This is a genomic window from Micromonospora sp. DT48, assembly GCF_049844495.1.
Taxonomy (GTDB): domain Bacteria; phylum Actinomycetota; class Actinomycetes; order Mycobacteriales; family Micromonosporaceae; genus Micromonospora.
Genome location: NZ_JBNCLE010000008.1, coordinates 1 through 26,809, shown reverse-complemented (window position 1 = coordinate 26,809; position 26,809 = coordinate 1). Strand labels below are relative to the sequence as shown.

General features: G+C 71.0%; 23 protein-coding genes and 1 pseudogene. 17 read left to right on the top strand and 7 right to left on the bottom strand.

The genetic code is table 11. The features are described from left to right. Positions 1-338: 338 nt before the first annotated feature. Both ACLQ2S_RS10225 and ACLQ2S_RS10220 read left to right on the top strand, forming a co-directional pair. Positions 339-4,523, top strand: a complete 4,185-nt coding sequence (locus ACLQ2S_RS10225; protein ID WP_425701589.1) for a WG repeat-containing protein — start codon at positions 339-341, stop codon at positions 4,521-4,523. Positions 4,524-4,562: 39 nt separating this feature from the next. Further along, positions 4,563-5,561: an aldo/keto reductase family protein gene (locus ACLQ2S_RS10220; protein ID WP_155219339.1), complete on the top strand. Its 999-nt coding sequence runs from the start codon at positions 4,563-4,565 to the stop codon at positions 5,559-5,561. Between the two features lie 48 nt (positions 5,562-5,609). Here the strand turns inward: ACLQ2S_RS10220 and ACLQ2S_RS10215 are convergent, their stop codons facing one another. Together ACLQ2S_RS10215 and ACLQ2S_RS10210 are read right to left on the bottom strand one after the other, a co-directional pair. Next, positions 5,610-6,401, bottom strand: coding sequence for a site-2 protease family protein (locus ACLQ2S_RS10215; RefSeq protein WP_155219341.1), 792 nt, complete (start codon positions 6,399-6,401; stop codon positions 5,610-5,612). Next, a complete protein-coding gene (locus ACLQ2S_RS10210) occupies positions 6,401-6,601 on the bottom strand; it encodes a hypothetical protein (protein ID WP_155219344.1) in 201 nt (66 codons plus the stop codon). Before ACLQ2S_RS10210 ends, ACLQ2S_RS10215 begins: the two co-directional genes overlap by 1 nt. Positions 6,602-6,785: 184 nt before the next feature. Here ACLQ2S_RS10210 and ACLQ2S_RS10205 point away from each other — a divergent pair, with 184 nt between their 5' ends. The 4 genes from ACLQ2S_RS10205 (at position 6,786) to ACLQ2S_RS10190 (ending at position 11,006) form a co-directional block, all read left to right on the top strand. Beyond that, entirely contained in the window at positions 6,786-6,992 is a 207-nt protein-coding gene (locus tag ACLQ2S_RS10205; RefSeq protein ID WP_155219347.1) for a hypothetical protein, read from the top strand. Positions 6,993-7,068: 76 nt separating this feature from the next. Then, the gene (cobU, locus tag ACLQ2S_RS10200; protein WP_425701588.1) at positions 7,069-8,886 is read left to right on the top strand and encodes a bifunctional adenosylcobinamide kinase/adenosylcobinamide-phosphate guanylyltransferase; all 1,818 of its coding nucleotides are present in this window, start codon (positions 7,069-7,071) and stop codon (positions 8,884-8,886) included. After that, positions 8,876-9,649 (top strand): adenosylcobinamide-GDP ribazoletransferase, encoded by a 774-nt coding sequence (locus tag ACLQ2S_RS10195; RefSeq protein ID WP_309223460.1) that lies wholly within the window; start codon positions 8,876-8,878, stop codon positions 9,647-9,649. The genes cobU and ACLQ2S_RS10195 overlap by 11 nt, the downstream gene beginning before the upstream one ends. Positions 9,650-9,716: 67 nt before the next feature. Next, positions 9,717-11,006, top strand: coding sequence for a DUF2314 domain-containing protein (locus ACLQ2S_RS10190; protein WP_155219356.1), 1,290 nt, complete (start codon positions 9,717-9,719; stop codon positions 11,004-11,006). Positions 11,007-11,055: 49 nt separating this feature from the next. Here ACLQ2S_RS10190 and gcvT read toward each other — a convergent pair whose 3' ends face one another. Then, the gene (gene gcvT, locus ACLQ2S_RS10185; RefSeq protein WP_425701587.1) at positions 11,056-12,183 is read right to left on the bottom strand and encodes a glycine cleavage system aminomethyltransferase GcvT; all 1,128 of its coding nucleotides are present in this window, start codon (positions 12,181-12,183) and stop codon (positions 11,056-11,058) included. A gap of 161 nt (positions 12,184-12,344) precedes the next feature. Here gcvT and ACLQ2S_RS10180 point away from each other — a divergent pair, with 161 nt between their 5' ends. Continuing rightward, complete coding sequence (locus ACLQ2S_RS10180; protein ID WP_425701586.1) at positions 12,345-13,916, top strand: leucyl aminopeptidase; 1,572 nt, start codon at positions 12,345-12,347, stop codon at positions 13,914-13,916. 117 nt (positions 13,917-14,033) lie between these two features. Here ACLQ2S_RS10180 and ACLQ2S_RS10175 read toward each other — a convergent pair whose 3' ends face one another. Continuing rightward, complete coding sequence (locus ACLQ2S_RS10175; protein WP_309223462.1) at positions 14,034-14,363, bottom strand: hypothetical protein; 330 nt, start codon at positions 14,361-14,363, stop codon at positions 14,034-14,036. 179 nt (positions 14,364-14,542) lie between these two features. Between ACLQ2S_RS10175 and lpdA the strand changes: the two genes are divergently transcribed. From lpdA to ACLQ2S_RS10140, 7 genes are all read left to right on the top strand, one after another. Beyond that, positions 14,543-15,934, top strand: coding sequence for a dihydrolipoyl dehydrogenase (lpdA, locus tag ACLQ2S_RS10170; protein ID WP_425701585.1), 1,392 nt, complete (start codon positions 14,543-14,545; stop codon positions 15,932-15,934). A 72-nt stretch (positions 15,935-16,006) separates the two neighbouring features. Next, positions 16,007-17,818: a 2-oxoglutarate dehydrogenase, E2 component, dihydrolipoamide succinyltransferase gene (gene sucB / locus ACLQ2S_RS10165; protein ID WP_425701584.1), complete on the top strand. Its 1,812-nt coding sequence runs from the start codon at positions 16,007-16,009 to the stop codon at positions 17,816-17,818. A gap of 109 nt (positions 17,819-17,927) precedes the next feature. After that, the gene (locus ACLQ2S_RS10160; RefSeq protein WP_309223464.1) at positions 17,928-19,253 is read left to right on the top strand and encodes a low temperature requirement protein A; all 1,326 of its coding nucleotides are present in this window, start codon (positions 17,928-17,930) and stop codon (positions 19,251-19,253) included. Between the two features lie 25 nt (positions 19,254-19,278). Further along, a complete protein-coding gene (locus tag ACLQ2S_RS10155; RefSeq protein ID WP_255456660.1) occupies positions 19,279-19,404 on the top strand; it encodes a hypothetical protein in 126 nt (41 codons plus the stop codon). Positions 19,405-19,498: 94 nt separating this feature from the next. After that, positions 19,499-20,275, top strand: coding sequence for a M23 family metallopeptidase (locus ACLQ2S_RS10150; RefSeq protein WP_155219368.1), 777 nt, complete (start codon positions 19,499-19,501; stop codon positions 20,273-20,275). Positions 20,276-20,438: 163 nt separating this feature from the next. Then, positions 20,439-21,974, top strand: coding sequence for a type I restriction-modification system subunit M (locus ACLQ2S_RS10145; protein ID WP_425701583.1), 1,536 nt, complete (start codon positions 20,439-20,441; stop codon positions 21,972-21,974). Continuing rightward, positions 21,971-23,158, top strand: coding sequence for a restriction endonuclease subunit S (locus ACLQ2S_RS10140; protein WP_196222631.1), 1,188 nt, complete (start codon positions 21,971-21,973; stop codon positions 23,156-23,158). The genes ACLQ2S_RS10145 and ACLQ2S_RS10140 overlap by 4 nt, the downstream gene beginning before the upstream one ends. A 93-nt stretch (positions 23,159-23,251) precedes the next feature. Here ACLQ2S_RS10140 and ACLQ2S_RS10135 read toward each other — a convergent pair whose 3' ends face one another. Then, positions 23,252-23,446: a DUF397 domain-containing protein gene (locus tag ACLQ2S_RS10135; protein ID WP_155221898.1), complete on the bottom strand. Its 195-nt coding sequence runs from the start codon at positions 23,444-23,446 to the stop codon at positions 23,252-23,254. Further along, a complete protein-coding gene (locus tag ACLQ2S_RS10130; RefSeq protein WP_425701582.1) occupies positions 23,437-24,240 on the bottom strand; it encodes a helix-turn-helix domain-containing protein in 804 nt (267 codons plus the stop codon). Before ACLQ2S_RS10130 ends, ACLQ2S_RS10135 begins: the two co-directional genes overlap by 10 nt. Positions 24,241-24,786: 546 nt before the next feature. Between ACLQ2S_RS10130 and ACLQ2S_RS10125 the strand changes: the two genes are divergently transcribed. From ACLQ2S_RS10125 to ACLQ2S_RS10115, 3 genes are read left to right on the top strand one after another with little or no spacing between them, the layout of a single operon-like run. After that, complete coding sequence (locus tag ACLQ2S_RS10125; RefSeq protein WP_425701581.1) at positions 24,787-25,956, top strand: helix-turn-helix domain-containing protein; 1,170 nt, start codon at positions 24,787-24,789, stop codon at positions 25,954-25,956. A gap of 53 nt (positions 25,957-26,009) precedes the next feature. Continuing rightward, entirely contained in the window at positions 26,010-26,303 is a 294-nt protein-coding gene (locus ACLQ2S_RS10120; RefSeq protein WP_196222632.1) for a hypothetical protein, read from the top strand. Beyond that, positions 26,285-26,620: a hypothetical protein gene (locus tag ACLQ2S_RS10115; RefSeq protein ID WP_425701580.1), complete on the top strand. Its 336-nt coding sequence runs from the start codon at positions 26,285-26,287 to the stop codon at positions 26,618-26,620. Before ACLQ2S_RS10120 ends, ACLQ2S_RS10115 begins: the two co-directional genes overlap by 19 nt. Before the next feature lie 43 nt (positions 26,621-26,663). Here the strand turns inward: ACLQ2S_RS10115 and ACLQ2S_RS10110 are convergent. Then, positions 26,664-26,809 (bottom strand): annotated as a pseudogene (locus ACLQ2S_RS10110) (IS5 family transposase); the annotation flags it as partial.

The window sequence follows — 26,809 nt, the reverse complement described above, 5'->3', positions numbered from 1 at the left end:
GGATCAATAGGATAACGTTTGGGTTGACGAGGGTGCCGTAGTGGCGGTGACCGAGCCCGCGCCGCTACCCTCCATGCGCAGCCATTCGGTGCCCGGACGAGCGAATTCGCCGGTCTCCGGGGTGCCCAGCGCGACCATTTCCGACGAGGTGACATCGCCGTGAGCGAGCGGACGCGAGCCGACCACCGGGGCGCGACCGTGAGCGAGCGGGCGTCGGTCCCGGGTCTCGGCACGGGTCGGACCGGTCGTGGCCCGTTCGCCGGGCATGTTCACCCTCCCCGTGTCGCGGTCCGCCCCGCCTCCCGGCGACGTCCCGGCCGCAGCGACAGGTCCGGCGGATGAGTCGCGGCTACGCCGACCGGTGGCACGATCCCACCGAGCCATCCTGGGTCGCCGAGCCGACGAGCGAGTGGCAGCCGCAATTCCCGGGCCAGCGTTATCCGGGTGACAACGGGGCCGAGCACCAGCCACGGGGTCGCGCGAGCGCCGTCGGCCGGGCCGAGGTGCCGCCACTCGCGCCGACCCGGCCCGACGGCACGTACACCGGACGATCCTGGAACGAGGAACCGGACGGCCTTCCGGGCCGACACGAGGCATTCGAGAATCGGCCCGTCAGCGGCCCGAACGGCGCCCGGCCGTACGACCGGTCGATGCCGCCCGGCTCGCGGCCGGAGCAGGGGCGACGCTCGTCGTACGGTGAACCCGCACGGGGCCGCGACGCGGTCGTCTGGTCGGACTTCGGGCCACCGGCCGCCGCCGGACCGGGTGCGCCGCCACGCCGCGACCAGCGCGAGGCGTACGTCGAGCGCCCGCGCGACGGCGACCGTTACCCCGAACGCCGCGACCCGCACCGCCCCCGTGACCAGCGCGAACCCGACCGGTACGCGCGCCGCGACCCGGAGCGGTACGCCCGGCGGGAACCCGAACGGCGTGACCCGGACCGCCGTTATCCGCCAGCCGAGCCCGGACGCCGGGGTCAGCGCGAACCCGACCCGTACGCGGACCGGCCCCGTCACGTCGAGTCGGGTGGGCGCGACGAGTACCGGCGCGGAGCACCGGTGTCTCCGGCCCCTCGCCGGGAACCCGGCTGGGCGGCGGAGGCCGACGAGGAGATTCGTCGTCCCGCCGCCACCCGACGCCCGGTCGACGGTGTCGACCGCCGCCCGCCCGGAGAGGCCGCCGCGCGCCCGCGCTACCAGTGGAGTCACCACCCCGGGCAGCCGCCCCGCACCGACGGTCCCGTGGTCGACGGCTACCGCAATGACTTCGTCGGCGGCGGAGACCCGGACGCCGCGCCGTACCCGGACGGTTTCATCGACGACGAGCCGGTCCGCCCGCCCGACGAGTGGGCTCGCCCGGACCGGGCGCCCCGGCGGGGCCGTCCGGAACCGCCACCGGACCAGCAGGGTTACGACGCACCGTCGCGCGGCGACCTGCCGTGGCCCGCGCCCGGACCGCTACGGCCGAGCAGTGGACGCGACCACCGCGAGTACCAGCGACCGGCTCCTCGGGAGCCGGAGTTCGACCGGCGTCCGGGCGGGATGCCGGACGGTCCCGGCCCGCAGCGTTTCGACGACCGGCCAGCCGCCGCGCTGCCCGACCGCGACCGGCCCGTTTCCGCAGCACCCGACCAGGATCCGCGTCGCCGTCACCTGTCGGTGGTACCGGATCGTCCCGTGTCTCCCGCTCCGGAGTCGGACCGGCCGGTCTCCCCCGCCGCCGGACGGGCCCGACCCGTCTCCCCCGCCCCGCAGCACCAACCCGAGGTCGGCCACCCGCCACGGCTTCGTCCCTCGGCCACCGCCGGGGACCGGAGCGACCCCCGCCAACTGGTTCAGGACCGTGGCCCGACCGGTCCCGACCGGCCGCGTACCGACCGTCCCGGCCAGGACCGACCCTCCGTCGCCGCCGGGGCCGATCCGGCACCGACCGGGGACACGGTCCGCCCTGCGCCGCTGCACCAGCACGAGGTACGGCCCGCACCGCTGCACGAACACCAGGTCCGTCCGGCTCCCCTGCACGACCAGCCGGTCGTCGCCTCGCCGCCTCCCACACCGGTGCCCTCGGTGGCCGCCGCACCCCCCGTCACCCCGCCACCGGCCCGACCGGTCTCCGCGCCACCGGACCAGCCACCGCCCACCCGACCGGTCTCCGCGCCACCGGACCAGCCACCGCCCACCCGACCGGTCTCCGCACCGCCGGACCAGCCACCGTTCGCCCGCCAGCCCACCCGGCCGGTCTCCGCACCGCCGGACCAGCCGTCGGTGGCCGCCGCGTCGGGGCGGATGCCCGAGCCGCCCGTGGCCGACCGGACACCGCTCGGCCCGCCGCCGGTGGCACGGCCCGACCAGGATGCTCCGGCGGCACCGGCCGCCCGTCAGCCCACCCGGTACGTCCCGCCGCCACCCGCACCGTCCCCGCCGCCCGCGCCCGCCCGGCCGGCGTCCGACGGTGCGCTGGGTTGGTTCGGTCCGGTCACCAAGCCACCGGCCCCGGAACAGGACGCGCCCGCCTCCATGCCACCACCGGAGCGGCCCGGACCAGCCGGGCCGGAGCGGACCGTCGCCCCGCCGCCGGAGCCCACGCCGCAGGCGACGGCCGATGTGCCCGCTCCCCCGGTCTCGGCGTCTCCGGTGTCGGCACCGCCCGCACCGCTGCCGCCCGAACGGCCGGTCGGGACACCACCGGCACCGCCGACCTCGGCGGCTCCCGTCTCCGCGCCGCCCGACCCGACGCCGGTCTCCGCACCGCCGTCGCCCGTCTCCGGGCCCCCCACGGCACCCGTGTCCGGCCCGCCGTTGGCACCCGTGTCCGGCCCACCCACGGCACCCGTGTCCGGCCCACCGGTCTCCGGCCCACCCACGGCACCCGTGTCCGGCCCTCCCGTGGCACCCGTGTCCGGGCCACCGTTGGCACCCGTCTCCGGCCTGCCCCTGTCGACGCCGGTCTCCGGGCCGCCGATGCCCGTACCGCCCGGTGAGCCCGACCTCGACGCGCCGGTCTCCACGCCGCCCGACCACACCACGCCGCCGGACGACACCACGTCGCCGGACGGCCCGGCTCGCAACACCGAGCCCGACGGCGGCACCAAGCGTCCGGACACCGGACCCGGTGACGTCGACGCGCCGCCCGGCTCAGCCGACACCGCCGCACCGGCCGACCCGGCGGACGACGAGAAGCCGGCGAGCGACGACCCGGACGACAGCGAGCCGGTGGCCGAATCACCGGCCGATCCCGAACAGGTGTTGGCGAACTTCCGCTGGCGTCTCGACCCGGTGACCCTGCGGGAGGTGGTGGACGACCCGGAGGAGTTGCGGGAGGTCCGGGAACGGCTCACCGAGAAGCTCGCCACGGCCCTGGACAACAGGTCCCGGGCCCGGCTGCTGAGCCTGCGCGCGGTGGCCTCACGGGTCCTCGGCGACCTGGACGACGCACTGGACGACGGTCGGATGGCGCTGACCTACGCCGAGGCGACGGGCGAACTGCGCCGCGCCGCGCTCGCCCAGGCCCGGTTGGCCCACGTGTTGCGCTGGCGCGGCGAGTTCACCGAGGCGGACCGGCGGTTCGCGGAGGCCAACTCCATCGAGCTACCCGACCGGCTCCGCGCCGCGCTGCACGAGCACTCCGCCCGCTGCTGCTACGACCAGGGCCGGCTGATGGAGGCCTGCCATCACTTCGAGCGGGCCCTCGACCTGCGCGGTGAGCAGGACACCGAGCTGCTGGCCCGGGTCCGGACCGGCCTCGACGCGGTCGCCGCCCGCGCCAAGGAGAGCGGCTTCGGGCCGTACCCGCGCGGGTGGGAGGAGGTGCTGGAGCGGGACCGGCCTCCGGTGCCGGCCCGCGACGGCGGCCAGGGCCTGTGGGGTTACGCGGACGCCGAGGGTGACATGGTGGTGCCCGCCCGGTACGCCGAGGCACAGCCGTTCCGGGAGGGCCTGGCCTGGGTACGCGAACCGCAGACCGACCGGTGGTCGTTGATCGACCTGGCCGGTGCGACGGTGGTCGAGCCGACCTACCTGGCGGCTCGCCCGTTCTCCGACGGGCTGGCCTGGGTGGTGCGGGACGAGAGCGGCTGGCACGCCGTCGACACCAGCGGCGAGGTGGCGGTACCGCCGGGTTTCGCCGACGTGCGGCCCTTCCACAAGGGCGTGGCGGTGGTACGCCGGGAGGGCTGGGGTGCCGTCGACCGCACCGGCCGCATCGTGGTACCCACCCGCTACCACGGTTTCCACACCACCCTGGCCGACGGCCACTACGTCGACGGCTTCACCGAGGAAGGGCTGGCCGTGGTGGACCTGGCCGGTCGCAAGGGTGTGGTGGACCGCAACGGGCAGGTGATCGTCGCGCCCGCGCACCCGGCGTTGCTGATCCACCCGGTCGCCTTTTTGGCCACCAACAGCGCCGGGAACTGGGGTGCCCTGGACCGACGCGGCGAGCCGTTGATCGACCCGATGTTCCACCACCCGAGCGCGGTGGTCGCCGAGATCGACGGATTGCTCGCCGACGCCAACCCGGTGCTCTGAGACCAGCGGTTCCACCGAGGTCCGGGCTAGGGTCGAGGCATGGAATTCCGACACCTGGGCCGCTCCGGCCTCATGGTCAGTGAGATCTCGTACGGCAACTGGATCACCCACGGTTCGCAGGTCGAGGAGGAAGCGGCGTTCGCCTGTGTGCGGGCCGCCCTCGACGCCGGCATCACCACCTTCGACACCGCCGACGTGTACGCCGGCACCCGTGCCGAGGACGTCCTCGGGCGGGCGCTCCAGCAGGAGCGGCGCGAGGGTCTGGAGATCTTCACCAAGGTGTACTGGCCGACCGGGCCGGGCCGCAACGACCGGGGCCTGTCCCGCAAGCACATCATGGAGTCGATCAACGGATCACTGCGCCGGCTGCGTACCGACTATGTGGACCTCTACCAGGCCCACCGGTACGACTACAGCACCCCGCTGGAGGAGACGATGGAGGCGTTCGCCGACGTCGTGCACTCCGGCAAGGCGCACTACATCGGCGTGTCCGAGTGGAAGGCGTCGCAGATCCGCGAGGCCCACGCTCTCGCCCGGGAGCTGCGCATCCCGCTGGTCTCCAGCCAGCCGCAGTACTCCATGCTGTGGCGGGTCATCGAGAGCGAGGTCATCCCGACCAGCGAGGAGCTGGGCATCGGTCAGATCGTCTGGTCGCCGATGGCGCAGGGGGTGCTCTCCGGCAAGTACCTGCCCGGCCAGCCGCCGCCGTCCGGTTCCCGGGCCACCGACGAGAAGTCCGGCGCTGGTTTCATCGCCAAGTGGCTCACCGACGACGTGCTGACCCGGGTGCAGCAGCTCAAGCCGCTGGCCGACCAGGCCGGGCTGACCATGGCCCAGCTGGCCATCGCCTGGGTGCTGCAGAACCCCAACGTGTCGTCGGCCATCGTCGGGGCGTCGCGCCCCGAGCAGGTGCACGACAACGTCAAGGCGGCCGGGGTGAAGCTCGACGCCGGTCTGCTCAAGGCGATCGACGAGATCGTCGAGCCGGTGACCGAGCGGGATCCCGCGCGTACCGAGTCGCCGGCCGAGCGGCCCTGATCCGGCCCCGCCCGGCCGGTGGGCCATCCCGCCGGCCGGGCGGCGCGGTCAACTCCGCCAGAACCGGATCAGCTCCAGACCGGTCGCGTACAACCACGGTGGCAGGCCGAGCAGGTCGCCGATGGCGAAGACGGCGGTGAAGAACCAGCCGCCGATCGTCGGGTTCCACAGCAACGCGAAGAGCAGGATGAACCCGTACGGCGCGAACAGGTCGTACATCCGCCGGTACGGCGGCGTCAGCCACGGCTGGAGCATGTTCCCGCCGTCCAGCCCCGGCACCGGCAGCAGGTTGAGCAGGCTGGCGGTGATCTGGAGGAAGGCCAGCAGGGCCACCGCCGCCCAGAACTGCACCGGCCCGCCGCCGTCCACGCCGAGGCGCAGCACCACCACCAACACCAGGGCGAACAGCACGTTGGTGGCCGGCCCGGCGAGGCTGACCAGGGTGTGCCGCAGCCGCCCGGGAATGACGTGCCGGTCCACCCAGACCGCGCCGCCGGGCAGGCCGATGCCGCCGAGCAGGACCACCACCACCGGCAGCGCGATGGACAGCAGCGGGTGGCTGTACTTCAACGGGTTCAGCGTGAGGTAACCCCGGTGGGCCACCCCCCGGTCACCGCTGCGGTACGCCACCACGGCGTGGGCGTACTCGTGCAGGCACAGCGAGACCAGCCAGCCGGAGACCACGAAGCAGAACACGGTGAGCCGGACGTTGCCGATCCCGTGCCAGGTCAACACGGCGCTGGTCACCAAGAGGGCGACCAGCGCCAGGAAGACCGGGCTGGGCCGGAAGGCCGCCCGGGGCACCCCGAGCACCAGCGGCTCGGAGTCCCTGGGCGTCATCACTCCGCCGGAGGCAGCAGGCTCATCCGGTACTCCACCCGATCGTCTTCGAGGAGCGTGACCGAGGTGACGCCGGACGCCGCGAGTTCCCGCCAGGTCTGACCGATCCAGGATTCGGCATCGGCCTGGCTACCGAACGACTCGGCCGGCCCCTCGACCGACTCGCCGTTCGCGCCCTCGTACCGCCAGCTCCACGCCATGTGCGCGTCTCCCCTCGCCGCTGATGTCCCGTGGGACGGACCTCCGTCAGCGTAGTCGCACCGCCGCCCGGCGACCGGGCCACGGCCGTCGATACCGGCCGGGTGGGGGTTGCGCGCGGCACGGCGACTGACACCGCCGTCGCCGGGTATGTGTCGTCGAAGCCCAACGCACCGGAGGCGACAAATGACGACACCGATCCCGCAGATGGACACGGCGGAACTGCGCGACATCGCGGTACGGGGCGGCATCGAAGGAGCCCGGGAGATGGACCGGGAGGAACTGATCACGGCCCTCCAGGCCCGCCCCGGTGAGGGCGCCTGGCAGGAGGATCCGAAGCAGGCGGACGTCAACCCCAACGACTTCCGATACCAGGCCCCGGAACAGCACTGAACCGTACCGTGGGTCGGCGCGCGGTGCGGCGCACCTGCGGTGCCCCGGCCCGCTGGCTGGACGTAAGGTACCCAGCATGTCCCTAGACGGGTGGAACATGCTTCTGGTCCTCGGTGGAATCCGGTCCGGTAAGTCGGAGTTCGCCGAGTCCCTGGTCGCCGACGCGCCCACGGTCCGCTACCTGGCCACCGCCGCCGACGCGGGCGACGACCCGCAGTGGGCCGAGCGGATCGCCGCGCATCGCGCCCGTCGGCCCGCGAATTGGAGCACCGAGGAGGTCACGGACGATCCGCGCCGCCTCGCCGACGTGATCGCCACCGCTCGGCCGGAGGAGACGCTGCTCGTCGACGACCTCGGCGGCTGGGTGACCGTGCTGCTCGACCCGACGCACCAGCCGGCCGACGACACCGTCACCGTCGCCGAACTGGCCGCCGCCGTGCGGTCCTGCCCCGCGCGACTGGTGCTGGTCAGCCCCGAGGTCGGGCTCTCCCTGGTGCCCACCACCCCGCTGGGCCGGGCGTTCACCGACGCCCTCGGCGCGGTCAACCGCGCCGTCGCGGACGCCTGCGACACGGTGGTCCTGGTGGTAGCCGGTCAGCCGTGCCGGTTGAAGCCCCCCGTCGGCCTTCCCGCGTCGCCCGCCGAGGTCGTTGCGGCGTCCGACGACCGGCCGGCCGTCGACGGCGGTACCGGTGCCACGGTGCCCACCCAGGCGGGCCCGACCGGTGGAGTGTCGACCGCCCCCGGCGAAGCCCTCACGACGGCCACGACGAGCCCGGCCATCCAACCCGGCATGACGCTGCCCATGCCCGACGAGTCCACCGGCCCGCAGGCCGTCGACCGGTTGGCGAGCCTGGACGTGCCGGGCGCCGGGTTCGGCGCGCTGAAGCAGGTGGTTTCCTTCGCCGCCGCCACCCAGGGCACCCCCACCCCGACGCCGTGGCGCTCGGTGCGGGTGCTGCTGGTGCACGGCGACCACGCCGGTGGGGTCGCCGCCGGCACGGTGGTCGGTGAGTCGGCCCGGCGGGCCGAGCAGGCCCGCGCCGGTCAGGGCGTCCTCGCCCGGCTGGCCGCCGAGAGCGGAGCGAGTCTCCAGGTGGTGGAGGCCCCCGCCGCCGCCCCCATCGAACACGGTCCGGCGCTCGACACCGAGCAGGTGGAGATGGCGCTGCGCCACGGCCAGCGGCTCGCCGAGGAGGCGGCCGATGCGGGCGTACAGCTGCTGGTGCTGGCGGCGTGCGGTGTCGGCACCGAGGCCACCGCCGCGGCAGTGCTGGCCGCTACCGCCGGTGCCGAACCGCCCGCGGTGCTCCCCCGGGTGGTCACCGCGGCAGGCCAGGTCGACGACGTGGCCTGGATGGCCCGCTGCGCCGCGGTCCGCGACGCCCTGCACCGCACCCGTCGCTTCTCCCGGGACGCCGTCGAGGTGCTCGCCGAACTGGGCGGCGGAGACGTCGCCGTGGCCACCGGCATCCTGCTGGGCGCGGCCGGTCGCCGGCTGCCGGTGCTGCTCGACGGCCCGGTCGGGGTGGCCGCCGGGCTGGTCAGCCGGGACCTGGCCGGGCAGGCCCGACACTGGTGTCTGCTGGCCGACGACGGCGGCAACCCGGGCGTCCGACTCGCCGCCGACGTGCTCGGCCTGGAGCCGTTGACCCAGCTGAGACTCGACCTCGGCGAGGGGGCGAACGCCCTCACCGTCCTGCCGCTGCTGCGCTCGGCGCTGGCGTTGGCCGCCGGGCTGCCGACCCGCCCGGAAGGCGACGACCGCGACGACGACGGCAGCGAACCGGAGCCTGCCGAGGAGGCGGAGCCCGACTTCCGCGAGCCGGAACCCGAGGGCCCCGGCCCGACCAGCACCGAACCGGCGGAGACCTCCGCCGCACGTGCCGGCTGAGCACCGGCTCGGCGACGCGGCGCGGCTGGCCCTGACCACCCTCACCATCCTGCCGCTGCGCGTCGGCCGGGTCGACCGGGCCACCGCCGGTACGGCGATGACGCTCGCCCCGGTGGTCGGTGCGCTGCTCGGGGTGCCGCTGGCGGGCGTACTGCTGCTGGTGGCCGCCGGCACCGCGCCGCTGGTCGCCGCCGGGGTGACCGTCGCGGTGGCCGCCCTGCTCACCCGAGGACTGCACCTGGACGGGCTGGCGGACACCGTCGACGCGCTGGGTTCCTACCGGCGTGGACCGGCGGCGCTGGAGATCATGAAGAAGCCGGACGTCGGGCCGTTCGGGGTGGCCGCCCTGGTGCTCGTCCTGCTGGTGCAGGCGGCGGCGCTGGCGGAGCTGGTCGGCCGCCCCCGACCGGCGGTGTTCGCGGCCGTGCTGACCGCCACCGCGGCGGGACGGCTCGGGGTGACGCTGGCCTGCCGACGCGGTGTGCCGGCGGCACGGCCGGAGGGGCTCGGTGCGCTGGTCGCCGGCAGCGTCGGGCCGGTCGCGCTGACCACCGGCACCGTCGCCGTCGCGCTCCTGGCGGTCGCGGCGGTGCCGGACCGGGCATGGCAGGGCCCGCTGGTCGTCCTGGCGGCGCTCGCCGTCGCGGCCGGGCTGCTGCGGCACGTGGTACGCCGGTTCGGCGGGATCACCGGGGACGTGCTCGGCGCCTGCGTCGAGCTGGTCACCACGCTGGTCTACCTGGGACTGGTGCTGTCCGGCTGAGCCGGGCCGACGGCGGCGGGTAGCGTACCTGCGACGACAGCACCGGCGCGGCCACCCGGGGGACGACATGCTCATCACCGACGACTTCCTGCCCGTTCCGGTCCCGGAGTCGCTCAGCGCGACCTATCTGGTGCCGACGGCGGGGCTGCCGTCGGTGACGGCCCGCACGGCCGTGCAGGCGCTGGCCGGTCGGCTCGCCGAACCGGTGTACGGGTTGGCTCGGCAGATGCTGGACAGTCCGCTGATGAGCGTCGACGTCCGGACCGTCGCCGAGTTTCCCGAGCTGCCCCCGGATCTGCTCACCGCGTTCGGGGCCAGCGAGGCGCAGCTGGACCGGCTGGCCGCGGCGACCCACCTGGTGGTGGTGCAGGCCGAGTACCGCCCGGGTTGGCCGCCCGCCCACGAGTGGGCGGCCCGTGCGGTGGCCGCGGCGGTCGCCGAGGCGGTCGACGGCGACGTGGTGGACGTCTTCGGCCTCCAGTTCCTGGACCCGGCCACGGCGCTGCGTTCGCTGCCCGACGCCGAAGGCCGGGTCCGGCTGGTCGACTGGGTGCTGGTGCCCTACTCGTCGGACTCCGAAGGGCTCTGGTTCACCACCAAGGGCCTGCGCCGGTTCGGTCTGCTGGAGTTGCAGACCCAGGGGGTGCCCGACCATCTCACCCGGGCCTGGGGCGCGGTGATGACCGGCGCGGCCCGGCGGCTGCTGCGGGACTGGACCGACGGGCTGGCCGGCGAGGAGGTCCCGGCGTTCGTGCAGCTACCGGTGCTGGCCACGGTGACCGGGCACGACATCGCGGTGGCGTACGGCAACCCGGAGCAGCACGGGGCGACCGCGCCGGTGCTGCTGCGCCTGGAGCTGGACCCGGCCACCGACCCAGAGGCCGACTCCTTCCTGAGCCTGCGTCCGCCGGCCGGGCATCCCGGCCCGGCCGGGCGGTATTTCGCCAACGCCTGCGCGACGCTCTTCTCCGGCATCCAGCCCGACGTGCGCTACGCCCGCTCCGGTGACGCGATGAGCCGGGCGATCGCCACCGCCCGCGCCGGGCTCGACGACATCCGGGCCCGGTTCCGCGACGAACAGCTGCCGCCGGAGACGCAACTGGTGGTCAAGTACGGGCTGCCGGGCGACGACGGGCCGGAGTACGTCTGGGCCGGGGTGACGACCTGGGACTCCCCGGACCGGATCGTCGGTGTCAGCGCGAGCGACGCCAACACCGACCCCACGGTGCGGATCGGCTCGCCCGTCGTGGTGGCGGTGGCCGACGTCGTGGACTGGGCCGTCCTCGGCACCGGTGGCGTCATCGAGGGTGGCTGGACCCAGGCCGTTCTCGACGCCGGTCAACCCCCGACCCCCTGACGTCACCGATCGCGGCGTCGTCCGCTCTGGATCTCCTGGTCGACGCCGGTCACGACCCGACGGAGGGCTGGTGGAAGGGGGGACGGGTCAGCTGCACGGGGGTGCGTCGATTGCGGATGTCGACGTGCAGTTCCGCCCCGTCGGGCAGCGCGGGAGCGGTGTCGATCAACGCTAGGGCGATGCCGTGCTTCAGGGTCGGGCTGAAGGTGCCGCTGGTGACCGTGCCGACCCGGGTGTCACCGTGGAACACCGCCATGCCGGGGCGGGGAATGGCCCGACCGGCGGCGACCAGGCCGCGCAGCGTACGCGTCGGACCGGCGGCCTTCTCCGCGAGCAACGCGTCCCGGCCCCAGAAGGCCGGCTTGTCCCAGCCGACCGCCCAACCCGAACGGCCCTGCAACGGCGTGATCTCCAGCGACAGGTCCTGCCCGTGCAGCGGGTAGCCCATCTCGGTGCGCAGCGTGTCCCGGGCGGCCAGGCCGCAGGGCTGCGGGGTCGGCTCGGCGGCGAACAACGCGTCCCAGACGGCGACCGCGTCGTCGACCGGCACCACGAGTTCGTAGCCCAGCTCGCCGGTGTAGCCGGTACGGCACACGGTCAGCTCGACCGCGCCGAGTCGCGCCGAGGTGAAGCTCATGTACCCGTGCGCGGTGGGCAGGCCGAGCCCGTCCAGCAGCTCCGCCGAGCGGGGCCCCTGCACCGCCAGTACGGCGTACGCCTCGTGTTCGTCGGCGACCGTGACCTGCGGCGGCGCGGCGGCGCGCAGCCGGCGCACCACCTCGGCGCTGTTCGCCGCGTTCGGCACGAGGAAGACGTGGTCGTCGGCGTGCAGGTAGGCGATGATGTCGTCCACCACGCCCCCGGTCGCCTCGTCGCAGCAGAGGGTGTACTGCGCCCGCCCCGGCTCGATGCGGCCCAGGTCGTTGCTGAGGCAGGCGTTGACGAACTCCGCCGCCCCCGGCCCGGTCACCCGCACCTTGCCCAGGTGTGACACGTCGAACACGCCCACCCCGGTACGCACCGCGGTGTGCTCCCGCAGCACTCCGCCACCGGCGTACTCCAGGGGCATCTCCCAGCCACCGAACGGAGCGAATTTCGGGCCGAGCGCGGTGTGCCGGTCGCTCAGCGGGGAACGACGCAGCCGGGTCGCGGCTGCGTCGGTGGTCACCTCGGTCATGGGTGGCAACTTACCCGCAGGCACCGGGCTGGTTAGCATCGGCGGGACCGCCGGATGACCTGGCGGCAGCAATGACGTCCGGCGGGTAAATCATCCGCTGGGGAACTCCACCGCCGGTACGCCACCACGCGACCGGCCCGGCCCGCCCGGGAGCAGCCTCCGTGACATCGCCCAGCACCACCCTGAGCCTGGTCGACACCGACCCCGCCGAGCTCGCCGTCGACGCGATCGTGATCGGCGTGCACAGTACGACCGGCGAGCAGGACGCCACCAGCGGCCTCGCCGGCACCCTGTTGCTCGCCAGCGGCGCCGAGAGTATCGCCGCCGCCTTCGACGGCAAGCTGACCGAGACGCTGGCGCTGCTCGGCGCGACCGGCGGCCCCGGTGAGGTGATCAAGTTGGCGACGCTCGGCACGGTCGCCGCGCCGGTGCTCGCCGCCGTCGGCCTCGGCCCGGAGCCCAGTGGTGCGGCACCCGCTCCGGAGACGCTGCGCCGTGCGGCGGGAGCCGCGGTGCGCGCCCTGGCCGGCGCGTCCCGGGTGGCGATGACGCTGCCGCTGCCCGACGACGCCGACGCCGCCGACGCGCTGCGCGCGGTCGCCGAGGGCGCGCTGCTGGGCGGTTACCGCTTCGCCGGGTACAAGACCCGGCCGCAGCCGGCCCGCCGGGAGCCGGTCGCCGAGGTGCTGGTGGCCGTGCCGGACGCGGCGGACGCGGCCACGCAGGCGGAGGTGACCCGGGCCCAGACGGTGGCCGGTGCGGTCCGGCTCACCCGCGACTGGGTCAACACCGCGCCGAACGAGCTGCGTCCGCCGGCCTTCGCCGACGCGGTGGCCGAGGCCGGTCGGGCGGCGGGCCTCGACGTCGAGGTGCTCGACGAGGTCGCCCTGCGCGAGGGCGGCTACGGCGGCATCACCGCAGTCGGTCAGGGTTCCGAGGCCCCGCCGCGCCTGGTGAAGCTGACCTACACCCCGCAGGGTGGCGGCACCGGCAAGCGGGTCGCCCTGGTCGGCAAGGGCATCACCTTCGACACCGGCGGCATCTCGATCAAGCCGCCGCAGGGCATGTGGGAGATGAAGTCCGACATGGCGGGCGCGGCGGCGGTGGCGGCCACCATGTTGGCGGTGGCCGAGTTGAAGCCGTCGGTGCCGGTGACCGCGTACGTGCCGATGGCCGAGAACATGCCGTCGGGGACCTCGTACCGGCCGGGCGACGTGATCACGATGTTCAACGGCAAGAAGGTGGAGGTGCTCAACACCGACGCCGAGGGCCGGATGATCCTCGGTGACGCGATGGCCCGAGCCTGCGCGGACGGTTGCGACTACCTGTTCGAGACCTCCACCCTCACCGGCGGTCAGGTCGTCTCGCTGGGCAAGCGGATCTCCGGCGTGATGGGCTCGACGGAGCTGTGCGAGCGGGTCCGCGATGCCGGTGACGCCGTCGGTGAGCCGGTCTGGCCGATGCCGCTGCCGGACGACGTGCGCAAGGGCATGGACTCCGACGTCGCCGACATCTCGCAGGTCAACGCGGGCATGGACCGCGCCGGGCACATGCTCCAGGGCGGGGTCTTCCTGCGCGAGTTCGTCACCGACGACGTCGCCTGGGCCCACATCGACATCGCCGGCCCTTCCTACCACTCGGGCGAGCCGACGGGCTACTGGACCAAGGGCGGCACCGGCGTGCCGGTACGCACCCTGCTGCGCCTGATCGACGACGTCGCCGCCAACGGCTGAGGTGCAAGGAAGGGCCCCCTGCTAACGCCTGGCGTATAGCAGGGGGCCCTTCCTAACCGAAACAGGCGGCAGCGACGCGGCCGAACGGTGTCGGGCGGGTCGGGCGGGTCGGGCGGGTCAGAACTGCTCGGGGCGACGTTTGCGGCGCTCGTTGTAGTCGCGCATGCGCTGCGGATAGCCCATCAGCGCCACGTCGTAGATGGGAATGCTCAGCCGGTGCGCGAACCGCCGCGCGCCTTCGGGCCCGTTGATCCGTCGACGGGTCCACTCGCCGTCGTCAGCGATCAAGATCACTGTCGTCTCGGTGACAGTGGTACGGGGCTCGATGTACGCCTCGACACCCTTGCGGGTGCGGACGAAGTTCTCAAGGTGCTCCAGATCGGCGCGATTGGCCGTACGGTCAGGGTCAGCCGCGCGTGATCGCTTGCTTCGCCGGAACAGTCCCACCGTGCCGTCTCCCCAGTTGTGGCGTATCGAGGCAGAGCCAAGGGTACGTGGCGGCAACGTGTCGTTGGGCACCTCGGTACGCGGGTGCGACGCGGTGGTGACAAGATGGCCGAGGTGGGGTGTGCCCGTGGTTACCCCGCCGTGACCCCCGATGCAGCGAAGCGACCTGGGAGTTGGACGTGAGCGAGCCGAACGACGCAACCTTCGACATCGTCATCCTCGGAGGTGGTAGCGGCGGTTACGCGACCGCGCTGCGCGCCACCCAGTTGGGCCTGTCCGTGGCGCTGGTGGAGAAGGGCAAGCTCGGTGGCACCTGCCTGCACAACGGCTGCATCCCCACCAAGGCGCTGCTGCACGCCGCCGAGATCGCCGACCAGACCCGCGAGTCGGAGCAGTTCGGCGTGAAGGCCGAGCTGGTCGGCATCGACATGGCGGGGGTCAACGCGTACAAGGACGGCGTGATCTCGCGGCTCTACAAGGGCCTGCAGGGCATGCTCAAGGGCAACAAGTCGATCACGATTGTGGAGGGGCACGGCCGGTTGGTCGCCCCGAACGCGGTCGAGGTGGACGGCAAGCGGTACACCGGCCGCAACGTGGTGCTGGCCTCCGGTTCGTACGCCAAGAGCCTGCCCGGCCTGGAGATCGACGGCGAGCGGGTGATCACCAGCGACCACGCCCTGACCCTGGACCGGGTGCCCACCTCGGCGATCGTGCTCGGCGGCGGCGTGATCGGCGTCGAGTTCGCCAGCGTCTGGAAGTCCTTCGGCGTGGATGTGACGATCATCGAGGCGCTGCCCCGGCTGGTCGCCGCGGAGGACGAGGAGTCGTCGAAGGCGCTGGAGCGGGCCTTCCGCAAGCGGAAGATCAACTTCAAGGTCGGCAAGCCGTTCGAGAAGGTCGAGAAGACCGACAACGGCGTGAAGGTGACCATCGCCGGGGGCGACACCGTCGAGGCCGAGCTGCTGCTGGTCGCGGTCGGGCGTGGCCCGAACACCGCCGACCTCGGCTACGAGGAGCAGGGCGTCAAGCTCGACCGCGGTTACGTGCTGACCGACGAGCGGCTGCGCACCAACGTGCCGAACGTCTACGCCGTCGGCGACATCGTGCCCGGCCTCCAGCTCGCCCACCGCGGTTTCCAGCAGGGCATCTTCGTCGCCGAGGAGATCGCCGGTCAGAACCCGGCCGTGATCGACGAGGCGGGCATCCCCCGGGTCACCTACAGCGAGCCGGAGCTGGCCTCGGTCGGCCTCACCGAGGCGAAGGCCAAGGAACAGTACGGCTCGGACAAGATCAAGACCTACAACTACAACCTCGGCGGCAACGGCAAGAGCCAGATCCTCAAGACGGCCGGCTTCGTCAAGCTGGTGCGGGTCGAGGACGGTCCGGTGGTCGGCGTGCACATGGTCGGCGCGCGGGTCGGCGAACTGGTCGGCGAGGCGCAGTTGATTTACAACTGGGAGGCGTACCCGGGCGAGGTCGCGCAGCTCGTGCACGCCCACCCGACGCAGAACGAGGCGCTGGGCGAGGCGCACCTCGCGCTCGCCGGAAAGCCGCTGCACGCGCACGCCTGATCACGACGTACCCGCGGCGTCCGGCGACGGGCGACGCTCCCCCCACCAGGGAAATGAAGGAGTCTGGAGAACATGCCGGTATCGGTCACCATGCCCCGGCTCGGCGAGAGCGTCACCGAGGGCACCGTCACGCGCTGGCTCAAGCAGGAGGGTGACACCGTCGAGGTCGACGAGCCACTGCTCGAGGTGTCCACCGACAAGGTCGACACCGAGATCCCGTCCCCGGCGGCCGGGGTGCTGACCCGGATCGTGGTGGGCGAGGACGAGACGGCCGAGGTCGGCAGCGAGCTGGCGGTCATCTCCGGCGAGGGCGAGTCGGCCGGGTCCGGCGGCGACGCTGCCGGGCAGGAGCAGGAAACCCCCGCCGAGCAGGCCGCCGAGGCGGCGCAGGAGCCGCAGGCCGAGGCGGAGCAGTCGGCCGTCGAGGAACCGGCCGAGCAGGCGGCCCCGGCGGCCTCGGGTGAGGGCACCCCGGTGAAGATGCCGGCCCTGGGCGAGAGCGTCACCGAGGGTACGGTCACCCGCTGGCTCAAGCAGGTCGGTGAGACCGTCGAGGTCGACGAGCCACTGCTGGAGGTCTCCACCGACAAGGTCGACACGGAGATCCCCTCGCCCGTCGCCGGTACCGTCCTGGAGATCAAGGTCCCCGAGGACGAGACCGCCGAGGTCGGCGCGACCCTGGCCGTGGTGGGTGCCGCCGGTGGCGCACCGGCCGAGGCGAAGCCGGAGCCGAAGCCCGAGCCCGAGGCGAAGCCCGAACCGAAGCCGGAGCCCGAACCGAAGCCGGAGCCGAAGGTCTCCGAGCCGACGCCCGGCACGTCGTACAACGAGCCGGCGGCCGAGGCCGAGACGGCGCAGGAGCCGGTCAAGGCCGAGCAGGCGGCACAGCCGGCCACCGCGACTCCCCCGCGCCAGGCGGCGCCGTCCAACGGTGGCGGGCAGGCCGCCGGTTACGTGACCCCGCTGGTCCGCAAGCTGGCCAGCGAGCACAACGTGGATCTCGCCTCGATCAACGGCACCGGGGTCGGCGGCCGGATCCGCAAGCAGGACGTGCTCGACGCGGCGGAGAAGGCGCGTGCCGCCAAGGCCGCCCCGGCGACGACGGCCCAGCCGACCGCCGCCGCCGCGACCCGCCCCGCCGAGAAGCCGCAGCCCAGCGCCAAGCGGGGCACCACCGAGAAGCTGCCGCGCATCCGTGCGGCCATCGCCAAGCGGATGCTGTCGTCGCTGCACGAGATGGCGCAGCTGACCACCGTGGTCGAGGTGGACGTCACCAAGGTCGCCAAGCTGCGGGCGCAGGCCAAGGAGTCGTTCCAGCAGCGGCACGGCGTCAAGCTGTCGTTCCTGCCGTTCTTCGCGCTGGCGGCCATCGAGGCGCTTCAGGCGTACCCGATCGTCAACGCCAGCATGGACCTCGACGCCGGGACGATCACCTACCCGGAGGCCGAGAACCTCGGCATCGCGGTGGACACCGAGCGGGGCCTGCTGGTTCCGGTCATCCACAACGCCGGTGACCTCAACCTGGGCGGCATCGCCAAGCGGGTCGCCGACCTGGCCGAGCGGACCCGGACCAACAAGATCAGCCCGGACGAGATCGCCGGTGCGACCTTCACCCTGACCAACACCGGCAGCCGGGGCGCGCTCTTCGACACCCCGATCGTCCCGTCGCCCCAGTCGGCGATGCTGGGTACGGGTGCCGTGGTCAAGCGTCCGGTCGTGGTGAACGACCCGGAGCTGGGCGAGGTCATCGCGGTACGCCAGATGGTCTACCTGGCCCTGTCCTACGACCACCGGCTGATCGACGGCGCCGACGCGGCCCGCTTCCTGACCGCGGTCAAGCAGCGCCTGGAGGCCGGCAACTTCGAAGCCGAACTGGGCCTCTAGCCTTCCGCGAAGGGCGCCCCGGTCACCCTGACCGGGGCGCCCTCGGCGTTTCCGGCAAACTGATGACGAAACAGGCATCTATCCGCCTCAGCGCTGCCAGACTCAGGCCGTGGGGGACGGAGGTTGGCGCGGACGGCTGGGTCCGTCAATCGGCATCGCCCCAGGTGCCCGGGTCGACAAGTTCGAGATCTTCTTCGATCTGGTCTTCGTCTTCTCGTTCTTCAACATCGCCCGCAGCACCGCCGCCAACCTGAACGGCGCTGGCATGTTGCACGCCCTGCTCGTGCTGGCGGTGCTCTGGTGGTGCTGGGTGGTACACACCGTGGTGGCGACCCGGATCCGCATCGGTGAGGGTTTCGTGCCGGTGCTGATGGTCGCCGGAATGGCCGCGCTGTTCAGCTTCGCCGTCGCGATGCCGCAGGCGTTCGTCAACTCACGCGAGAACGAGACCGGCCCGATCGTGGTGGCGGTGAGCTATGTCGTCATCCGGGCCGTGCACCTGGCGTTGTTCCTGCATATCGTCCGGGACAACCCGACCGAGCGTCGGCAGTTGCGCCGGTACGCTCCCGAACTCACCCTGAGCACGGTGCTGCTGCTGGTCGCCGCGCTGCTCCCCGCCCACCTGCACGATATGGGCACCGCCCATCTGGTCCGTGACGCGCTCTGGATGACCGTGGTGCTGCTCCAGTACGGCACCGGGCTGTTCGCCCGCACCTGGGGTTGGGGGGTGACCTCGGCGGAGCACTGGACCGAACGCTACGACCTCATCCTGATCATCGCGCTCGGCGAGTCGGTGATCTCCGTCGGCCTCGGCAGCGACCTGCTCAACCAGCCCGCAACCTGGCCCGGGGTGACCGCCGGCGTGCTCGGCATCGTCTTGACCGCCGCCCTCTGGTGGGTGCACTACGACATGATCGGCCCGGCCGCCCGCATCGCGCTGCACGCCACCCTCGGTCGCGCCCGGATGCTGATGGCCCGCGACGCCTACGCCTACCTCTACCTGCTGATGATCACCGGGATCATCACCTTCGCCCTCGGCGCCGAGGGCATCGTCCACGACGTCGCCGAGCCCGGCGTACCGCTCGGCGAGCCGGCCCACGGCCCGGACGTGCCGATGATGTTCGGCGGGGTGTTGCTGTACCTGCTCGGGAGCATGCTCTTCCAGCTCCGTACCCTCGGCACCCTGACCTGGCTGCGGGTCGGCACCCTGATCGCGCTCGCCGTCGGCATCCCGGTCGCCCGACAGATGCCCGCGCTCGCCGCCCTCGGGCTGGTCACCGCGATCTGCGTCGGCCTGGTTTTCGCCGAGGTCGTCCTGATGTCCGAAGCTCGGCAGGCGCTGCGTACGGCGGTCTTCGAGGAGCGCACCGCCCACGAGGCCCACGAGGCCGCCTACCGCGCCCGCTGGCACGGCCAACCCCCCGGCACCACCTGACCGCCGCCTGCCGGACCCCGACGAGTTGCCCGACGAGATGGTGATCGCCTCGGTCGCGCACGCCAACGGCCTGCCGCTCTACACGACCGACCCGAACGACTTCACCGGCCTGGAGGATCTGGTCCGGGTCCAACCCGTCCAGCGGCCCTGATCGCCCGGATCAGCACCACCTTTCCATCGATCGATTCTCATGCAACGATATGGCCACCCAGTTCAGGGGTAGTGCACCTCATCGGGAGGCCGGAATGCGTAGGCGATGGTGGAGTTTGGCGGCGGCCTCGCTGCTCGCGGCCGGGGTGTTGGTGGCTCCGGCAACCCCCGCGATGGCAGCGCCGACATTCCGGGTTCCGTTCCCGTGTGGCCAGTCCTGGTCCGGGCAGACCCGCACCAACCACAGCCCGCAGAACGCCATCGACTTCAACCGCACAGACGACCTCGGCGACCCGGTGGTGGCCAGCGCACCGGGCACCGTCGACGTGGTGACCAATCTGGGCAACACCAGCTACGGCAAGTACATCCGGATCAACCACGGCGGCGGCTACACCACCTACTACGCCCACCTCAACGGCTTCAACGTCTCCGTCGGCCAGCAGGTGGGCTACGGCAAGGTGATCGGCTGGGTCGGCAGCACCGGCGGCTCGACCGGCCCGCACCTGCACTACGAACAGCGGCTCAACGGCAGCGCCATCAAGATCAAATTCAACGGGACGCAGGCGTTGTACTGGGGCACGAAGACCTACACCAGCGGCAACGGCTGCGGCAGTAGCACCGCGACCGGCACCGTCCGCACCAGCGGCACCCCGCTGACGGTCCGCTCCGGCCCCGGCACGAACTACAGCTCCGTCGGTACGCTCGCCACCGGCACCAACGTCACCATCCACTGCCAGACCAACGGCACCACGGTCACCGGCACGTACGGCACCAGCTCGATCTGGAACCGGATCGGCTCCGGCCGCTTCATCGCCGACGCCTACACCTACACCGGCTACTCCGGCTTCATCCCGAACGTCCCACGCTGCTGACCCGACTGTTCGCGGATCACTGACGGGCTGTCACCGCTTGCTCGCTCAGTTCCGCATCCGGTACAGGGCGACTCGACCCATCGCCCTGTACCGGATGTCCCGCCCACCGGACTACCCTGCGATGGTCAACTGAACACGGCCGACGCTTTGGGGACCGAGCTACGTGATCACTGGTGAGCTGAAGAGCAGGATCGACCGCATCTGGGACGCCTTCTGGTCGGGCGGCATCTCCAACCCGCTGGAAGTGATCGAGCAGATCACCTACCTGCTCTTCATCAAGCGCCTGGACGACCTGCACACCCTTGAGGAGAACAAGGCCAACCGCACCGGCCGGTGGGAGCGGCGGATCTTCCCGGAGGGCTGCGACGACCAGTGGCGTAAGTACGACGACCTACGCTGGTCGCGCTTCAAGAGCGCCGCGCCGACCGAGATGTTCGAGACGGTACGCGACCGGGTGTTCCCGTTCCTGCGTACGCTCGGCGGCGACGGCTCGACGTACTCGCAGCACATGCGCGACGCCCGGTTCACCATCCCCAACCCGGCGCTGTTGGACCGAGTGGTCGAGATGCTCGACACCATTCCGATGGAGGACCGGGACACCAAGGGCGACCTGTACGAGTACATGCTCGGAAAGATCGCTACTGCTGGCCACAACGGACAGTTCCGCACCTCACGGCACATCATCCAGCTCATGGTGGAGATGACCCGGCCGACGCCGACCGACGAGATCTGCGACCCGGCCTGCGGCACCGCGGGCTTCCTGGTCGAAGCCGGAGAGTACGTCCGCAAGCACCACCCGGACGCCCTGCACGACGCGAAACTGCGCAAGCACTTCCACGAAGAGATGTTCCACGGCTTCGACTTCGACGGCACCATGCTGCGCATCGGCAGCATGAACATGCTGCTGCACGGCGTCGAGAACCCCGACATCCGCTACCGCGACTCCCTCGCCGAGAGCGTCAGCGACGAGTCGGAGAAGTACTCCCTGATCCTCGCCAACCCGCCGTTCGCTGGCAGCCTCGACTACGAGAGCACGTCGAAGGACCTGCAACGGGTCGTCAAGACCAAGAAAACCGAACTGCTCTTCCTCGCGCTGTTCCTGCGGCTGCTCAAACCGGGCGGCCGGGCGGCGGTCATCGTGCCGGACGGGGTGCTCTTCGGCTCCTCCAAGGCGCACAAGGAGCTACGCCGCATCCTGGTCGAGGAGCAGAAGCTCGACGGCGTGGTCAAGCTCCCCAGCGGCACCTTCAAGCCGTACTCCGGGGTGTCGACGGCGATCCTGCTGTTCACCAAGACCGACAGCGGCGGCACCGACAACGTCTGGTTCTACGAGGTGACGGCCGACGGCTGGAGCCTGGACGACAAGCGCACTCCCCTACTGCCCGATGACAAGCTCGGCCCGGCCCCCGAGGTCACCCTCACCGAAGACGAACACACCAAGAACAACCTGCCGGACGCCCTGGCCCGCTGGCTCCGCCGCGACAGCGACGAGGTGCAACGGGCACGCACCGAGCAGAGCTTCTGCGTCCCCAAGGCCGAGATCGCCGAGCAGGGGTACGACCTCAGCCTCAACCGCTACAAAGAAGTCGTCCACGAAGAAGTCGAACACCGCCCACCCCTGGAAATCCTCGCCGACCTCGAACGCCTAGAATCCGAAATCCAGCGGGGCATGTCCGACCTAAAGGCGCTGCTGGGATGAACAAGTGGCAAAAGATCCGCCTCAGTGATTGCTGCGAGATTGTATCGGGCGCCACCCCAAAAACCGGCGTGGGCGAGTATTGGGACGGGAACATTAGTTGGGCAACCCCGAAGGACCTGAGCGATCTTCACGGCGCCGCCTTCATCCACGATACGCCCCGAAAGATCACCGAGGCGGGACTGAAGAGTTGCGCAGCATCCGTACTTCCGCCCGGTTCGGTTCTACTTAGCTCCCGCGCACCCATCGGACATGTGGCTATCAATACTGTTCCGATGGCTACAAACCAGGGCTTCAAGAGCCTTGTCCCCGACGCAGCCATTCTGGAACCGAAGTACCTCTACTGGTGGCTGAAGACGAACAGCGCCTACCTGGAATCCCTAGGAAATGGGGCAACTTTTAAAGAGATCTCTAAGGCCGTTGTTTCGCGGGTTGAGGTACCGGTTCCGCCATTACCCGAGCAGCGAAGGATTGCGGAGGTTCTGGATCGGGCAGACGATCTGCGCGCCAAGCGCCGCGAATCCCTCGCCCACCTCGACGATCTCACCCAGTCCATCTTTCGCGACATGTTCGGTGACCCTGTAGAGAACCCAAAAAACTTTGAAGTCCGTCCACTGATCGAATGGATAGACCCGGGAAGGCCCATCACGTACGGCATCTTGAAGCCCGGGGAAGGAACATCGGACGGGCCAAAATATGTTCGCGTTGTCGACATGAAGAACGGCCGGATTGACCCGACGAATATTCGGCGGACAACTCAGACGATCTCCGATCAGTACCGACGGTCGCTACTGCGCGGCGGCGATCTATTGATGTCTATTCGCGGTCATGTTGGCAGGTTAGCGGTCGTTCCGGAATCTTTGAACGGAGCTAACATAACCCAGGATTCCGCGAGGCTCGCGGTCGACCTCCGCTCCGCCTATTACGTTATGGAGTGCATCCGCACGCCGGCACTGCAGAACTGGATGGCGAGACGAACGAAAGGGGCAGCTGTCCAAGGGATCAACCTGGCCGACGTGAAGAACATCCCCATACCGGCACCCCCACTCGCCGAGCAGCTTGAGTTCAGAGACAGGGCTACATCGATCGGCGCTCTGAAGGCCGCCCACAGCAAGAGCCTCGCCGAGTTGGACGAACTGTTCGCGTCGTTGCAGGATCGCGCTTTTCAGGGTGGGCTATGCAGTTAGATACCCGAGCGCTGCGATCAGTGTGCGCAACCCTGACGTAAAGAAGCGTCCGCCCCGGTATCGGGGCGGACGCCGTCGTGTGCTCAAGGGCTCTCAGCCTTGTTTGCTGACGCACGCGACGAACTCGCGCCAAGACTTCCGGGAGAATGCCAGAACCGGCCCGGTGCCGTGGTCTTTCGTGTCGCGTACGTAGACCGCTGCCGCGAGGTTGTCGGCGACCTCCACGCAGGCCCCCTGGTTCGTGCCGCTGCGAGTGCTCTTGTGCCAATGTGCGCCCGTCAGATCCATGACTTTGCCACTTCCAACATCAACTCGGTGGATTGGTGCAAGGTCAGCGCCTCGGCGAGTGTGGCTTCCCACTGCTCTCGCAGCGCCGCAAGATCGACGATCCTCTCTATCACCTGCCCTTGAAGCCTGTTGTCGAGGTAGCCCACATCGACCTGGCCCGGCAGGGTCGCGATGATGAACGGCCCGTCGAGGCCAGCGTACGCGCCGACTCCCTGCGGCACGACATGGATTCTCACCCGCCGACTGTCCTGGTTGAGCCGCGCCAGATGAAAGAGTTGTTCCCGCATCACGGCTGCGCCGCCGACCGGCCGACGAAGAACCGCATCATCCACGACCGCGACGAGCTGTGGTGGATCGTCGCTGGCAAGGATCTGTTGCCGGGTAAGACGCGCCGCTACTCGCGTCTCCACCTCCTCGGCAGTGAGCCGCCCATCGGTGTCGAAGACAGCGCGGGCGTACTCCTCGGTCTGGAGCAGGCCCGGCACCCACGCCATCTCATACCAACGCATTGCCCGCGCCTGCTGCTCCAAGGTAATCCACTCCCGCAGCCAGAGTGGTGCGACGTCGAGTTCTGAGAGCCGTTCAAGCAGGCGGGCAAACAAGCCGCCGGTCTTCAGGGCGCGGTCGATAGCCGCGACGTAGTCGCCCGTTGGCGGGCGCGTGCCGGTCTCCACGGCGCTGACGTGCGTACCCGAATAGCTGATGAGCTTGCCGAAGTCATCTTGACTCAGCCCGTGCGAGGTGCGTGCCTGACGAAGCTCGTCCAGCAAGATTTCGGCCCCCGTCATGCCCATCTCCTCAAACCTCCCCCAACACGGACCCTCGTATCCCCATAGCTCCCCAGCAGGGAAAACAGAGGACGTCAGAGCGTCTCCAACGCGGCCGAACACCTTCCGACACTATGCGGTTACTGAGCAGAGTGGAACAGACGGCGCGAGTCGGTGGCGGCCCCCAAGCTGCCGGTCGTGCTGTCGGGGCCGCCCCTGGGCGAGCAACCGGGGCGGCCCCTCCCCAGACTGCGAAGGAGGTCCCCGCCGTGCGTCTTCGGTTCTGGCGTCGCAAGCCCGCCCCGGCCCCGGTGCCCCAGCGTGTCCGGGGTACGAATCTGCCAGCCGTCCTGTTCGCGCCGACCCGGCCGATCCCGACCGTCCAACCTGGTCGTGCCGGGACGCTGACGCCGGGGCAGCGGTTCCGTGCGAACGGGGGCCGGTGGTGAGCGTGATGCTGCTCGGTGCCGTACTGCTGGGGTTTCTGGCGGGGTTGTTCGCGTTCCGGGTGAAGTCGCGGTGGTGTCCGCGCTGCGGCGCGTCGACCCACGCCGGGCCGCCGGGGGTTCGGCGGTGACCGCCCCCCGGAGGCAGGAGCGTCGCGAGGTGCCGATCGGGCGGCGGGTCGCGCAGCTACGGGCCCGCCGGGGCATGAGCCAGCAGGTCTTCGCCGACCGGATCGGCAAGTCGAAGAGCTGGGTCGACAAGGTCGAACGCGGGGTACGCAACCTCGATCGGCTGTCCGTGATCCACACGATCTCCGGGGTGCTCGGGGTGGCCCCTGACCTCTTGGTCGGCGGTCGTACCCGGCAGGCGACCGTCACCGAGATCGCCGCCGCTGTGGAGCGGGTACGCGAAGCCCTGGTCCGCTACGACACCCCCGCTGACCGCGTCACGGACCTGGACCGGCAGCTCGACTACGCGTACACCGCCTATCGGCACGCCCAGCATCCGCAGGTGTTGCGGATGCTGCCGGACCTGCTCACCGCCGCCCGCCACGCCGCCGCCGTCGACCTGCTGGTCGGGGCGTACCGGCTCGCCGCCCACCTGATGGTCAAGCTCGGCGAGGCCGACCTGGCGTGGCTCGCCGCCGACCGGGCCATGACCACCGCCAGCGGCGACCCACGGCAAACCGGCACGGCCGTGATCCCGCTCGCCCAGGCCCTACGCGCCCAGCGTCGGGGCCGCCTGGCGTTGACCGTCACCACGACGGCGCTACGCCACCTCGACCCGGCGGCTTGCCCCGACGCGCCACCGGAGCAGGCCGCTCTCGCCGGAACCCTGCTGGTCGAAGCCGCCCTCGCCGCCGCCAGTCACGGCGACGCCAGCACCGCCGACGACCTCGCCAACCAGGCCGCCGGCCGCGCCAGGCGATGCCCCGACAGCGACGGGTTCGGGCCGACCACAGTGGAACTCGCCCGAGCCCTGGCCGCCACCACCCTCGGCGATCATGCACTCGCCATCGCCATTCACCAGGCGGCCACCCGCACCGACGGTTGGCGTCGGCTCCCCGTCGAACACCGCGCCGCCCACCTCATCGACATGAGCCGCGCGTACCTGCCGATCGGCGACCGCCGCGCCGCCGCCCGCGCCCTCGTCACCGCCGACCAGATCGCCCCCGCCGAAACCCGCATCCGACCCGCCGCCCGCGCCGCGCTGACCGCCGTCCTACGCGCCGGCCCCACCCCCGCCGACCTCACCCGCCTCGCCACCACCATCGGCCTGACCTCGGGCAGTACATGAGGAAGGCGACGAGGTTTACCAGCGCAGCGATCAGGCGGACATCGTTACGACAGGTGCTCGGCGGCGAGATCCTCGGCCTCGGCGACGAACTCGTCGAGCTCCGCTGCGCTCATGTTCGCTACCGAGTGTCACGCCCCAGGCACAGGATTAAGGAGCTTGAGGATCTTCTCCGGCAAGCCGAGCGACAAGGATGGAGGGTTACCGGCGGCGGTGACAGGTACTTCAAGATGTTGTGCCCCTGCCCTGATAAACACCTCAAGACCGTTAAATGCACACCCTCGAACCCCAACTACCTACGAGATCTGACCGGCCAACTCAAGCGGGTCACGTGCTGGAAGGACGACTGATCGTGCGACAGCATCGGATCGCTATCCAGATGACGTTCGAGAGCAACCCGCACGGCACCGACGAGCAGTTCGAAGAGTTCCTCGACGCGGTACAGCAGCAACTCGATGACCTTGACCGCGAGGTGCAGATAGCCGCAAGCCTCGCCCGTCGCACCGCCGAGTTCGCCACCACCCTCGAGGCTGCCACCTTCGAGGAAGCGGTCAACACCCTGCTTGTCGACGTGCGCACCGCGCTTCATGCCGCCGAGTGCCACACCGGCAACTGGCCACAGTACGTGGCGACAGACCGGAACCTCCAGGAACTGCAAGACGTCTGATCTAAGAGGACGTCTGATTCACGTATTTTGCGTGTGTTGTGGTTTAGTCGTCTCGCCAGGTTGGGGTGGTTTCGGTGGTGAGGCGTTTGGCGAGGTTGTCGATCATGGCGATGGTGATCATGCTGGCGGAGTTGTCGGGTCGGGTTTCGTAGTCGCGGACGAGTCGGCGGTGGTGCATGAGCCAGCCGA

Bases quoted from the DNA above. Each gene is read 5' to 3' on its own strand.
- ACLQ2S_RS10225 (WP_425701589.1), top strand. From the start codon at position 339: ATGAGTCGCGGCTACGCCGACCGGTGGCACGATCCCACCGAGCCATCC.
- ACLQ2S_RS10220 (WP_155219339.1), top strand. From the start codon at position 4,563: ATGGAATTCCGACACCTGGGCCGCTCCGGCCTCATGGTCAGTGAGATC.
- ACLQ2S_RS10215 (WP_155219341.1), bottom strand. From the start codon at position 6,401: ATGACGCCCAGGGACTCCGAGCCGCTGGTGCTCGGGGTGCCCCGGGCG.
- ACLQ2S_RS10210 (WP_155219344.1), bottom strand. From the start codon at position 6,601: ATGGCGTGGAGCTGGCGGTACGAGGGCGCGAACGGCGAGTCGGTCGAG.
- ACLQ2S_RS10205 (WP_155219347.1), top strand. From the start codon at position 6,786: ATGACGACACCGATCCCGCAGATGGACACGGCGGAACTGCGCGACATC.
- cobU (WP_425701588.1), top strand. From the start codon at position 7,069: ATGTCCCTAGACGGGTGGAACATGCTTCTGGTCCTCGGTGGAATCCGG.
- ACLQ2S_RS10190 (WP_155219356.1), top strand. From the start codon at position 9,717: ATGCTCATCACCGACGACTTCCTGCCCGTTCCGGTCCCGGAGTCGCTC.
- gcvT (WP_425701587.1), bottom strand. From the start codon at position 12,183: ATGACCGAGGTGACCACCGACGCAGCCGCGACCCGGCTGCGTCGTTCC.
- sucB (WP_425701584.1), top strand. From the start codon at position 16,007: ATGCCGGTATCGGTCACCATGCCCCGGCTCGGCGAGAGCGTCACCGAG.
- ACLQ2S_RS10150 (WP_155219368.1), top strand. From the start codon at position 19,499: ATGCGTAGGCGATGGTGGAGTTTGGCGGCGGCCTCGCTGCTCGCGGCC.
- ACLQ2S_RS10140 (WP_196222631.1), top strand. From the start codon at position 21,971: ATGAACAAGTGGCAAAAGATCCGCCTCAGTGATTGCTGCGAGATTGTA.
- ACLQ2S_RS10135 (WP_155221898.1), bottom strand. From the start codon at position 23,446: ATGGATCTGACGGGCGCACATTGGCACAAGAGCACTCGCAGCGGCACG.
- ACLQ2S_RS10130 (WP_425701582.1), bottom strand. From the start codon at position 24,240: ATGGGCATGACGGGGGCCGAAATCTTGCTGGACGAGCTTCGTCAGGCA.